This is a genomic window from Mesorhizobium sp. 113-3-3, assembly GCF_016756495.1.
Lineage (GTDB): Bacteria > Pseudomonadota > Alphaproteobacteria > Rhizobiales > Rhizobiaceae > Mesorhizobium.
Genome location: NZ_AP023243.1, coordinates 355015 through 367450, shown reverse-complemented (window position 1 = coordinate 367450; position 12436 = coordinate 355015). Strand labels below are relative to the sequence as shown.

Below are 12436 nucleotides of genomic sequence, written 5' to 3'. Positions count from 1 at the left end.
CTAAGCCTTTCTTAAGGCGGGTGTGACATGACAAGGCTTAGCGTTGGGCCGACAATATGGGCAGGACAAAAACCGAGAACATCCCCGCGGATGTTTATATCCAGTTTGTGCGGTCGTTGTTCGACAACGCCCACATGCTGGTAATCGGCGGCGTATGCTACTGGATCCTCGGATTCATGATCTATTTGCGTACGCAAAACCCTTTGTTCCTGGGTTTTTCGTTTGGTCTGCTGTCCATCAGCCTTTTCCGTTACTCCGGCATTCGCGGCTTTCGGAAGGCGGGCGGCGTAATAGCCAATGTCGAAGAGGCGCGGCGGTGGGAGCGCACCTATATCCTGAAGGGCAGCCTGCAAGGCCTCGGCCTGGGCGCGCTGTGTTTCATATCGATCTATGTCTATCCCGATCCGTTTGCCGAACTGGCCGCGACGTCGCTGGCCATCGCAACCTTGGTGACGGTTGTTGGCCGCAACTACGGCTCTCCGCTCATGGTGCGGATTTTTTCCGTGACCTTCATTGGTCCGGCGGCACTTGCGCTGCTGCTGCGCATGGATGTTCCCTCGGTCGTTCTCGGGTTGATGATCATCCCGCTGACGTTCATCACGATCAACAGCGCCGACCACGTCCGCAACGTGCTTTTCTCGGCTGTCATCGGCCATAAGGAAGCGAGGAAGCTGGCGCACAGGTTCGACCGCGCCCTCAACACAATGTCGCACGGCCTCGTCATGCTCGGACCCAATGGCCGGGTGGCGGTGGCCAATGCCGAAGCCGCCCATCTGATGTCGCTCAAGTCCGCGAATGCGCTGCTTGGGCGGTCGATCCATGGTCTTTTGATGCGCGGCGTCGCCGGCGGCATGCTGGCGCCGAAGGACTGCCGCTACATCGAGGCCCAGCTGACGCGCGCCCTGCGCGAAGGCCGGGACCGCAAGGTCCTGGTGTCGCTGGCCAATGGCCAGCATTATGAATTCTCGGCCCGCGAAGGCAGCCAGGAACTCGGCGTCATCACCTTCGAGGACGTGACGGCGCGCGTCGAGGCGGAAGACAAGATCCGCTTCATGGCGCGTTACGACAATCTCACCGGCCTGCCCAATCGCGCCTATTTCCACGAACTGGTCGGCGAGGCGATGGCGTCGGGCGATCGCGACCGTTTCTGCGGCCTGGCCGTGCTCGACCTCGACGATTTCAAGAGCGTCAACGACACGCTCGGCCATCCGATCGGCGACGGGCTGATCTACGCGGTCGCCGAGCGTCTTGCCGCCGTTGCCGGGCAAGGCATCACCGTCAGCCGTTTCGGCGGCGACGAATTCATGATCTTCTTCGACCGCATCGAGGATGAGAGCCATCTGACCACGCAGATCGACGAGATCTTCGCGGCGTTGCAGGGCGAGGTGGACGTCGCCGGCCACGGGTTGCGCATCCAGACCAGCGGCGGCGCGGTGTTGGCACGGGTCAGGGACAGCGATGTCGACGCCATGATCGTCAAGGCGGATCTGGCGCTTTACAAGGCCAAGGAGCTTGGCAAGAACGGCTGGCGGCTGTTCGAGGCGGCAATGGACGCCGCGTTCCGCAACCGACAGCTGATGAAGGCGGATCTGCGCAGCGCGGTGGAAAGCAAGAGCCTGCGGGTCGTCTATCAGCCGATCGTGGCGATGAACACCATGCGCATCGCCAGCTGCGAGGCGCTGTGCCGCTGGGATCATCCCGATCTCGGACCGATTTCGCCGGGCATCTTCATTCCGCTGGCCGAGGAAATGGGCATCATTTCCGAAATCAGCACTTTCGTGCTGCAGGCGGCCTGCACCGAATGCGCCAAATGGCCTGATCAGACCAGCGTCTCGGTCAACCTGTCGGCCAAGGATTTCCGCAGCCGCGACGTCATCCAAAAGGTTCGCGATGCGCTGGCGAGCTCCGGCCTCGCCGCCGGCCGGCTGGAGATCGAAGTCACCGAAACGGCACTGCTCGACGACAAGTCGCTGACGCGCCAGTATATCGAGGAACTGAAGCAGATCGGTGTTCGCATTGCGCTTGACGATTTCGGCACCGGCTATTCGAGCCTGAGCTACCTCCACAAGCTGCCGCTCGACAAGATCAAGATCGACCGTTCGTTCCTGATGGACGTCACCCAGAACGCGCGTTCGCTGGAATTGCTCAAGGGTATCGTCAATCTGTCACGGCCACTGGGCCTTTCCGTGACAGTCGAAGGCGTCGAGACCTTCGAACAGCTCAAGATCCTGGCCTTGCAGGTCAAACCGGATCTCGTGCAAGGCTTCCTCTTCGGTGCCGCGCTCAGTGCATCGGGTATCGAGACGATGTCGAATGTCACTTGGCCGTTCGCGGCCGACCTGCGTCGCGCCGGCAAACGGACAGCCGTTTAGCTCCGTCATTTCGCCGCGCGGATAATTCTTTCGATTCAAGCAACGCCCTTGATATCGACCTCAGGCAAATTTGCTTGGGTCGTCGTCTCGCCGCGATCTTGCTTTTGCGCGATGTTGCCCGAAAAGGCCCTTCCCGGAACCTGGCTCACGCGCCTGTTTGTCGAGGCGCGATGTCTTGGAGGTGATGAACGCGTCGGTTCCAGGCGCGCTGCTCGCCAGGATTCTCAACGGGCGCGGACGTTAAGGTTAACATAAGGTAAATCAACAGTGTCCAAGTTTCTGCTTGTGTCTCATTTTGACTCGACTAGCGTATTTCCAGGCGGAAATTTCGAGGACAGATGATGGATGCTGCTGCGGCTGCAAGGAATACGTCTGGCGTGGTCAGGGCAGCCGGCGATTCGGTGCTGAATCGATCGATGATGCAACTGCTGGAGCATGTCGATTATCGCCTCATTACCGGAGGCGAGGATCTGGAGGCGATTTACCGGCTTCGCTATAAATCCTATCTGCGTTCAGGCATGTGCGGCCCGATCGCCAGCGGGATGTTCGAGGATCGCTGGGACAATCTGCCCAATTCCTACCGGTTCGGTGTCTATTGCTATGGCGAACTGGTCAGCACGATCCGCTTCCATTACATTTCTCGCGAGCACCCGAATTCGCCTTCCGTCGATGCCTATCCGGAAATACTGCTCGAGCGGCTTGCCCGCGGAGAAACCTTTATCGACGGAACCCGGTTTGCAACCGATCCCGACGCTGCGCCAGCCCCCGGAGTGCTGCCGTTCCTGACGCTCAGGCTTGCCATGGTGGCCTCGCTCTATTTCGGCCAGGACTCGGTGCTGACGCCGGTCAAGGTCGAGCATTCCAATTTCTATTCCCGTTATTTCAATGCCGTGCAGAGGACCGAGGCCAAGGAATTTCCGGGCGTGCTCACCCGGATCGCCCTGTTCGAAATCCCTGCCGGCGAAAATATGCGCCTGACGCTCGAGCGGTTCCCCTTCTTCAGGTCGACGCCCATGGAGCAACGGCTGATGTTCGCCAATCCGGCCATCAACCGGCTGACACCCTTGTCCGTCGTGCCGACCGCGAAATACTATCGCGCCGCCGCCTGAGGTCCTCGTTTTTGCGACGCGTCTGGAGCCTTCCGGCCAGATTCGCGTTGTGATGACGGCGGAGCGCCGTCGCTCCGTCCTTGTCATCCAGGCGGACATGCCAGAAGGACCCCGACATGCATATTTCCCAGCTCGCGCTCACACCGCTTATCTCGCTGATCGCCGGCGTGCTGATCCTGATCATGCCGCGGCTGCTGAACTACATCGTCGCGCTCTATCTGATCGTCGTTGGGCTGCTCGGGCTTTTCCCGCACCTCGCCGGTTGAGGGCTGCCGAGCGAGCCTGCCGCAAACGCCGCCCTTCGCCGAACCGGCCGGCGGTTTCAAATTTCCCTTGAGGCAGTTGTCGGCTCCAATGCGGCAATAGCGCCATTGCTCTCGGGCCGGCTTTTCGCTATGTGCCAGAAAGATGTCTTCGAAGGGGTATTCCTATGGCTGATCACTCGCCGACCGGTCCTGTCGAACTGGGCGCGAAGATGGACTATGCCGAGCATGACCGCACCTATGCGGGCTTCCTCGCTCTGGCCAAATACGGATCGCTGTTCTGCGGCGCGTTGCTCATCGCGATGGCTTTCGGCTTCTTCGCGGCCGGTTTCTTCTCGGCGACCATACTGTTCATCCTGATCATGGCCGTCGGCGCCTTCATTCTGCGATAGACCTTCCAAAACCCCGTTGCCATTGACGTCGCCGGATAATCCGGCCGACACTTTGCGCAAACAGGTTCCAGCCGAAAGGATCATGCGGTGGGACAGACGGTTTTCATCCCTCGTGAGCTCGACGCGAACGAGCCGCGTGTCGCGGCCTCGCCCGATACGGTGAAGCGGCTGGCGGGGCTTGGCCTCGACGTGATTGTCGAAAAAGGCGCCGGCACGCGGTCGCGCATCCCCGACGAAGAGTTTGCCAAGGCAGGTGCCGCCATCGGCAAGGCTTCCGATGTCGCCAAGGCCGACGTGGTGCTGAAGGTGCGCCGGCCGACGGATGCCGAGCTGAAGAGCTACAAATCCGGCGCGGCTGTGATCGCCATCATGGACCCCTACGGCAACGATGCCGCCGTGGCAGCCCTTGCCAAGGCCGGCGTCACCGCTTTCTCGATGGAGTTCATGCCGCGCATCACCCGCGCCCAGTCGATGGACGTCTTGTCCTCGCAGGCCAACCTTGCCGGCTATCAGGCGGTGATCGACGGCGCTTCGGAATATGACCGCGCCTTGCCGATGATGATGACGGCGGCCGGCACGGTGCCGGCGGCGAAAATCTTCATCATGGGCGTCGGCGTCGCCGGCCTGCAGGCGATCGCCACGGCCCGCCGCCTTGGTGCCGTCGTCACCGCCACCGACGTGCGCCCCGCCGCCAAGGAACAGGTCGCCTCGCTCGGCGCCAAATTCCTGGCCGTCGAGGACGAGGAGTTCAAGGCGGCCGAGACCGCCGGCGGCTACGCCAAGGAAATGTCCAAGGAATACCAGGCCAAGCAGGCGGCGCTCACATCAGAGCACATTGCCAAGCAGGACATCGTCATCACCACGGCGCTGATCCCCGGCCGGCCGGCGCCGAAGCTGGTGTCGGCGGCGATGGTCGCCTCGATGAAGCCGGGCTCGGTGCTCGTCGACCTCGCCGTCGAGCGCGGCGGCAATGTCGAAGGGGCTCAGCCGGGTCAGGTGGTAACCACGGCCAATGGCGTAAAGATCGTCGGCCACCTCAACGTGCCGGGCCGCGTCGCCGCTTCCGCCTCGCTGCTCTATGCCAAGAACCTGTTCGCGTTCCTGGAAACGCTGGTCGACAAGACCACCAAGACGCTCGCCATCAACCGCGACGACGATCTGGTCAAGGCGACGATGCTGACCGATGGCGGCAAGGTGGTGCATCCGGCCTTCGCCAAGGCCAACCAGCAGCCTCATGTCGAACCGGCCGCGATCCCGGCCACGACCATGGTCGCCGATGCCTCGGCCGCGCCCAAGAAGGCCGCACCCAGGAAAACCGCCGCATCCAAGTCGTCCTCGTCCAAGTCGAAAGGGACCGCGTGATGGATCAGACCCTGCAGAAAGCCCTCGACCAGCTCGACCAGGCCTCCGCCGCCGTCAAGCTTGCGGTGCAGAACCTGGCCAATGCGCCGGGCGGCGCCGAGGCGGCGGGTGATGCCGCGCATGCAATCTCCGGCGGCGCCATCGATCCCTTCGTCTTCCGCTTCGCCATCTTCGTGCTGGCGATCTTCGTCGGCTACTATGTCGTCTGGTCGGTAACCCCGGCTTTGCACACGCCGCTGATGGCCGTCACCAATGCCATCTCTTCGGTGATCGTCGTCGGTGCGCTGCTTGCTGTCGGCATCGCCGCTTCCGGCGTTGCCGCGGGCTTCGGCTTCGTCGCGCTGATGCTGGTCTCGGTCAACATCTTCGGCGGCTTCCTCGTCACCCAGCGCATGCTGGCCATGTACAAGAAGAAGGACAAGTAGAGCGCCATGAACGCCAACTTCGCGTCCTTCCTCTATCTGGTCTCCGGCGTCCTGTTCATCATGGCGTTGCGCGGCCTGTCGCATCCGACCACCAGTCGGCAGGGCAATCTCTACGGCATGATCGGCATGGCCATCGCCATCGCCACGACGCTGGCGCTGGCAACCCCGTCGGCCGGGCGCTTTGGCCTCATCGTGCTCGGTCTTGCCATCGGCGGCGGCGTCGGCGCCGTCACCGCGCGGCGCATCGCCATGACCTCGATGCCGCAGCTGGTTGCCGCCTTCCACAGCCTCGTCGGCCTCGCCGCCGTCATGGTGGCGGCAGCCGCCATCTACGCGCCGGAAAGTTTTGGTATTGGCACGGATGGCGACATCCATGCCCAGGCGCTGATCGAGATGAGCCTTGGCGTCGCCATCGGCGCCATCACCTTCACTGGCTCGGTCATCGCCTTCCTGAAGCTCGACGGCCGCATGTCCGGCAAGCCGATCATGATCGGCGGCCGCCATTTCATCAACGCGGCCCTCGGCGTCGCGCTCATCGTGCTGATCGTGCTGCTCGTCGCCACCGAGTCAAAACTGGTGTTCTGGCTGATCGTCGCCGCCTCGCTGGTGCTCGGCATCTTGCTGATCATCCCGATCGGCGGCGCCGACATGCCGGTCGTCGTCTCGATGCTGAATTCCTATTCGGGCTGGGCGGCGGCGGCACTCGGCTTCACGCTCGGCAACCTGGCGCTGATCATCACCGGCGCGCTGGTCGGCTCGTCCGGCGCGATCCTGTCCTACATCATGTGCAAGGGCATGAACCGAAGCTTCATCTCGGTCATCCTCGGCGGCTTCGGCGGCGAGACCGCTGCAGCGGCCGACGACGGCATCGAGCGCACGGTCAAGCAGGGCTCGGCCGACGACGCCGCCTATCTGATGATGAACGCGCAGAAGGTCATCATCGTGCCGGGCTACGGCATGGCGGTCGCCCAGGCGCAGCACGCGCTGCGCGAAATGGCCGATAAGCTCAAGGCCAATGGCGTCGACGTGAAGTACGCCATCCACCCGGTTGCCGGGCGCATGCCCGGCCACATGAACGTGCTCTTGGCCGAAGCCAACGTGCCCTATGACGAGGTGTTCGAGCTGGAAGACATCAACTCCGAATTCGCGCAGGCCGATGTCGCCTATGTCATCGGCGCCAACGACGTCACCAACCCGTCCGCGCGGGATGACAAGTCGAGCCCCATCTACGGCATGCCGATCCTCGACGTCGACAAGGCGCGCACCTGCCTGTTCGTCAAGCGCTCGCTCGGCTCCGGCTATGCCGGCATCGACAACACGCTGTTCTACAAGGACGGCACCATGATGCTGCTCGGCGACGCCAAGAAGATGACCGAGGAAATCGTCAAGGCCATGGATCATTGATCCGGCCGACAAGCGGAAAGGCAAGGAGCCCGGCTTTTGGAGCCGGGCTCTTTCATTTCTGGCGCAGGACCGCGTTCAGCGGTTGGTCAGGAAAACCGCTTCCTCTTCGTCGCGCTGCCTGCCGCCGATCGCTGCCGCGGCACTGGCGATGAAGGCGCCGATGACCAGCGACAAGGCGCCGAGCAGGGCAAAGGTGGCGCTGGCCTTCCTGGCGGTGTCGGCGGCCTGCTTGGCCTTGACCTTGGCCTCCTCGACCTTGGCGACCATCGCATCGACGCGCGCCTTGGCGTCGGCCTCGGAAAGGCCGGTGCGGGCGGCAACCAGCTGCGACAGATAGGTCTTGTCGTCAGCCGAAATCTCGCCAGCGGCGGCACTGGCGACGAGGATGCGCGAAGCCTGTCCGACCGCGGCCGCATCGCTCTCCGGATTGGCCGCCGCGAGCTTGCTCGGATCGGCCGGGCGGAACAGCGAATCCACCAGATAGGAGGTCGCATTGTCGGCCGTTGCGCTGCCTGCATTGGCGGAGGCGCCAGCCGATGCGCCCATGGCGGCGCCCGACGCTACGGTGGAGACAGCCTGCACGCCTGTACCAACTGCCGCGGAGAGAGCCGAGCCGAGCACGCCGACAACGAGCAGCGTTGCCAGCGCCCAGGCGAGGAAGCCATGGGCGGTGTCACGGAAATAGACCTCGTCGGTGTGGACACCGACCCATTTGGTGCGCAGGCGCCCGGCAAGGTAGCCGCCGACGCCGGAGGACAGCCATTGCACGATGACCAGCCATATAGCGGTGGACACCGCGAAGGTGGTGATCGACGCGCCGGAGCCCGACCATGGCGAAACCATGCTGAGCCCAAGCCCGGAGCCGAGCAGCATGAGGATGAAGGTCAGGGTCGAAGCCGCGAAGGCACCGGCAATGATGGGGCCCCAGCTGACGGCTGTAGCGGAGGATTCTTCTGAAGCGGACAGGTCGATGGCCGATACGGTGGGCTGCATCAACGCCCCCTACCGTACGAACAGCATGATGAGGATGATGATCGGGATCGGAATACCGAGCAACCAGAGCAAAATGCCACGTCCCATAAAGGCCTCCTGTGAGAAATTGTGTTCGATGTCGTCACAATGTCCCGGGAGGGCTTCCGTTCCGGCGGGCCATAAAATGATTTCGTTTGCCGGCGATGGAACAATTCGGAGCGCCGCTTCGCACCGATGTCTCAAGCGATCATGTTGTTGTGATTTGACCCCTAGGTCGGGTCGGGCAAAAGCGGAAATCCGGACGAATTTTCTTCGAAGTGCCTTGCCAGGTAGGAGGACAAATGACTCCAAGGAAATTCCAGAAGAGGCAAGAAGCAAAAAACCAGCGGATTTGGGCTCCTGGCAGCGGGCTGCGCCAGGCAATTTTCGTCGGCCTGGTCTTGCTCTCTGGTCTGTTCACGTGGGGCGCGACCCCGGCCGCCGCAGCCGGTGCGCCGGTCGGCGCGGCATCGGCCGGTTCGGCTGCCGACGACACCGCGCATCTTTCTCCCGTGGGCTTCCAAGCCGTTCGCGTTCCTAATGGCGACGAGCCACCGTTGGCCGCCGGTATCTGGTACCCGACGTCAGCCGAGGCGCAGGATGTGCCGCTGGAAAACTTCAAGCAACATGTTGCGCCTTCCGGTCCGGTGAAAGGCCATGCGCTGCCGCTTGTCGTGATCTCTCACGGCGGCGGCGGATCCTATGCCGGCCACTATGACACGGCGATCGCGTTGGCGAGAGCCGGCTTCATCGTCGCCGCGGTCAGCCATGCCGGCGATACTTTCGACGACCAGAGCAAGGTGATGATGCTGTGGCGCCGGCCTGCCCAGCTAAGCCGGCTGATCGATTTCATGCTGACGGACTGGCAGGGCCACGCCGACATCGATCCGCAGCGCATCGGCGCCTTCGGGTTCTCGAATGGCGGCTTCGCCGTACTGGTCGAAGCGGGCGGTATACCCGATCTCGGCCGGATCGACCCATATTGCGCCGCAAATCCGCAACATGATCTTTGCACCACGCTGGCGAAAGCCGGTGTTCATTCCGTCGCACAAGCGCCCCAGCCACCGCCGGATGCGTGGAAGCCCGATCGGCGAATCCGCGCCATCGCAGCCGCCGCGCCGGCGTTCGGCTTCACCTTTGACCGTGCCGGCCTTGCTTCGGTTCAGATCCCGGTGCTCCTGTGGCGCGCGGCCAACGACCGGCATCAACCCGACCCTTGGTATGAAGAACACATCCGTTCGGCATTGCCCCGACCGCCGGAGTATCATGTAGAGCCTCTGGCAGGCCACTATGCGTTCCTGCCGCCTTGCAGCACTCGCCTGCGCGCCATTGCACCCATGGCTTGCGTTGACGCACCCGGCTTCGACCGGGCAGCGTTTCATCAGCGCCTCAACGCCGCCCTTGCAAGCTTCTTCACCGCATCGCTGCAGTCTCAAAGCGCGTCGCACTGAAAGGTTTGAGCCGACGCGCTTCAAGCTCTTGTTCGTTCTGCCAAAACCGCTGCGCGGTTTTGGGCGGTATCCATCAAATATCCAGATTGGCGACCGAAAGCGCGTTGTCCTGGATGAATTCGCGCCGTGGCTCGACCTCGTCGCCCATCAACCGTGAGAACAGACTGTCGGCATCGGTCGCGTCGTTGACCTTGACCTGCAGCAGCGAGCGCACATTCGGGTCGAGCGTGGTTTCCCACAATTGCTCGGCATTCATCTCGCCGAGCCCCTTGTAGCGCTGCATGGTCAGGCCCTTGCGGCCCGTCGCAAAGACCGCGTTGAGCAGCGCCAGCGGCCCCGAGACGGTTTCGGACACATCCTTGCGGCGCAGCACCGGCGGCGTCCCGTAGACCTCGTTGAGGCGCTGTGCGTAGCGGTCGAGCTGTCGGGCATCGGCCGAATTGATGAGCCCCATGTCGAGATGGGCGTACTCCTTGACGCTGCGCACGGTGCGCTCGAAGACATAGCCGCCGCTGCCGTCATTCGAGGTCGACATACGGCCGGTCCAGCCGCGCTCGGTGTCCTCGGCGATGATGTCGAGGCGTTGCGCGATCCGCTCCGCCATGGCGTTGGCGCGGCCAAGATCGCTGAAGACGTCGGGGTTGAGCCCGCCGGCGATCGACGCTTGCTCGACCACACCTCTGTTGTAGCGCGTGTGCAGGCCGTTGATGAGCTGGCGCACCGCCAGCGCGTCGTCGACGGCACCGCGCAGATCCTGTCCGGTCCGCACTTCGCCCGAACCCAGCGTCAGCGACGCTTCCTCCAGCCCGGACTCGATCAGGAATTCCTCGAAGGCGCTTTCATTCTTGATGTATTGCGAGCTCTTGCCGCGCGTCACTTTGTAGAGCGGCGGCTGGGCGATGTAGAGATGGCCGCGCTCGATCAGCTCCGGCATCTGCCGGAAGAAGAAGGTGAGCAGCAAGGTCCTGATATGCGCGCCGTCGACGTCGGCGTCGGTCATCAGGATGATCTTGTGATAGCGCAGCTTGTCGGCGTTGAACTCGTCCTTGCCGATCGAGGTGCCGAGCGCGGTGATCAGCGTGCCGATCATGTCGGAGCCGAGCATGCGGTCGAAACGCGCCCGCTCGACATTGAGGATCTTGCCGCGCAGGGGAAGGATGGCCTGGTTCTGGCGCGAACGGCCGCCCTTGGCCGAGCCGCCGGCCGAGTCACCCTCGACGATGAAGATTTCGGATTTCGCCGGATCGCGTTCCTGGCAGTCGGCCAGCTTGCCCGGCAAGGACGTGACGCCGAGCGAGCTCTTGCGGGTGATGTCGCGCGCCTTGCGCGCGGCTTCGCGCGCCGCCGCGGCCTGGATCACCTTGTCGATGACCACCTTGCCTTCGGTCGGGTGTTCTTCCAGCCAGGTGCCGAGCGCCTCGTTGACCAGACCCTCCACCACCGGCCGCACCTCGGAGGAAACCAGTTTGTCCTTGGTCTGCGAGGAGAATTTCGGATCGGGAACCTTGACCGACAGCACCGCCGTCAGCCCTTCGCGGCAATCGTCGCCGATCAGCGAGACCTTTTCCTTCTTGGTCAGGCCCGAGGACTCGCCATAGCCCGTGATCTGGCGCGTCAGCGCGCCCCGGAAACCGGCCAGATGGGTGCCGCCATCGCGCTGCGGGATGTTGTTGGTGAAGGCCAGCACGTTCTCGTGGTAGCTGTCGTTCCACCACATCGCCACTTCGACGGTGATGCCGTCGCGCTCGGCCTTGATGGCGATCGGCTTCTCGATCAGCGGTTTCTTGACCCGGTCGAGATATTTGACGAACTCCTCGAGGCCGCCATCATAGTGCAGTTCATGCCGCACGATATCGGCGTGGCGGGCGTCGGTCAGGATGATGCGCACGCCGGAATTGAGGAAGGCGAGCTCGCGCAGCCGGTGCTCCAGCGTGCCGAAGTCGAACTCGACCATGGTGAAGGTCTCGGCCGACGGGAAGAAGGTGATCGAGCTGCCGCTGCGGCCCTCATAGGTGCCTGGCTGCTTGTCCTGCTCGTAGCTGCCGGTCGCCTTCAACGGCGCATCGGCATTGCCGTGCGTGAAGCTCATCTCGAAGATCTGGCCATTACGGCGGATCTTGAGCTTCAGCCAGGCCGAAAGAGCGTTGACCACCGAGACGCCGACGCCATGCAGGCCGCCCGACACCTTGTAGGAGTTCTGGTCGAACTTGCCGCCGGCATGCAGCTGCGTCATGATCACTTCGGCTGCGGAAATGCCTTCGCCGGTGTGGATATCGGTCGGAATGCCGCGGCCATTGTCGATCACCGTCACCGAACCATCGGGGTTGAGCGTGACGGTGACGAGGTCGGCGTGGCCGGCCAGGGCCTCGTCGATGGCGTTGTCGACCACCTCGTAGACCATGTGATGCAGGCCTGAACCGTCGTCCGTGTCGCCGATATACATGCCGGGGCGTTTGCGGACAGCGTCCAACCCCTTCAAAACCTTGATGGAATCGGCGCCGTATTCGGCTTCGGCGCCGTTGGTGTTCTCGGTCTGGTCGCTCATGAAAACCTATTGTCTAGATGCCGCTTGTACAGCGCGAAAAATCGGCCCCGAATCGCGCGTCTGATATAGCCTAGATATAGGCGCTAAAGGCGGTTTTTCCAA

The 12436-nt window shown here is 63.0% G+C and carries 10 protein-coding genes; 8 read left to right on the top strand and 2 right to left on the bottom strand.

The annotated features are described in order from the left end of the window. Window positions 1-56: 56 nt before the first annotated feature. The 7 genes from JG746_RS01650 (at window position 57) to JG746_RS01620 (ending at window position 7327) form a co-directional block, all read left to right on the top strand. Window positions 57-2372 (top strand): putative bifunctional diguanylate cyclase/phosphodiesterase, encoded by a 2316-nt coding sequence (locus tag JG746_RS01650; RefSeq protein WP_202356603.1) that lies wholly within the window; start codon window positions 57-59, stop codon window positions 2370-2372. Window positions 2373-2788: 416 nt separating this feature from the next. Then, window positions 2789-3481: an N-acyl amino acid synthase FeeM domain-containing protein gene (locus JG746_RS01645; RefSeq protein ID WP_244730637.1), complete on the top strand. Its 693-nt coding sequence runs from the start codon at window positions 2789-2791 to the stop codon at window positions 3479-3481. 116 nt (window positions 3482-3597) lie between these two features. Then, complete coding sequence (locus JG746_RS01640; RefSeq protein WP_019862764.1) at window positions 3598-3747, top strand: DUF3096 domain-containing protein; 150 nt, start codon at window positions 3598-3600, stop codon at window positions 3745-3747. A gap of 164 nt (window positions 3748-3911) precedes the next feature. Next, window positions 3912-4136 carry an aa3-type cytochrome c oxidase subunit IV gene (locus JG746_RS01635; RefSeq protein ID WP_095200826.1) on the top strand — a complete coding sequence of 75 codons (225 nt, stop codon included), beginning with the start codon at window positions 3912-3914 and terminating at the stop codon, window positions 4134-4136. A gap of 87 nt (window positions 4137-4223) precedes the next feature. Next, window positions 4224-5498: a Re/Si-specific NAD(P)(+) transhydrogenase subunit alpha gene (locus JG746_RS01630; RefSeq protein WP_202356601.1), complete on the top strand. Its 1275-nt coding sequence runs from the start codon at window positions 4224-4226 to the stop codon at window positions 5496-5498. Further along, the gene (locus JG746_RS01625; protein ID WP_446721145.1) at window positions 5498-5923 is read left to right on the top strand and encodes a proton-translocating transhydrogenase family protein; all 426 of its coding nucleotides are present in this window, start codon (window positions 5498-5500) and stop codon (window positions 5921-5923) included. The genes JG746_RS01630 and JG746_RS01625 overlap by 1 nt, the downstream gene beginning before the upstream one ends. Window positions 5924-5929: 6 nt before the next feature. Beyond that, the gene (locus JG746_RS01620; RefSeq protein ID WP_202356599.1) at window positions 5930-7327 is read left to right on the top strand and encodes an NAD(P)(+) transhydrogenase (Re/Si-specific) subunit beta; all 1398 of its coding nucleotides are present in this window, start codon (window positions 5930-5932) and stop codon (window positions 7325-7327) included. A gap of 75 nt (window positions 7328-7402) precedes the next feature. Here JG746_RS01620 and JG746_RS01615 read toward each other — a convergent pair whose 3' ends face one another. Next, window positions 7403-8320, bottom strand: a complete 918-nt coding sequence (locus JG746_RS01615; RefSeq protein WP_202356598.1) for a hypothetical protein — start codon at window positions 8318-8320, stop codon at window positions 7403-7405. Window positions 8321-8640: 320 nt separating this feature from the next. On the opposite strand from JG746_RS01615, the gene JG746_RS01610 reads away from it, so the two are divergent. Then, entirely contained in the window at window positions 8641-9789 is a 1149-nt protein-coding gene (locus tag JG746_RS01610) for an alpha/beta hydrolase family protein (RefSeq protein WP_202356597.1), read from the top strand. Window positions 9790-9862: 73 nt separating this feature from the next. On the opposite strand, the gene gyrB is transcribed toward JG746_RS01610, so the two are convergent. Continuing rightward, a complete protein-coding gene (gene gyrB, locus JG746_RS01605; protein ID WP_202356596.1) occupies window positions 9863-12334 on the bottom strand; it encodes a DNA topoisomerase (ATP-hydrolyzing) subunit B in 2472 nt (823 codons plus the stop codon). Window positions 12335-12436 lie beyond the last annotated feature (102 nt).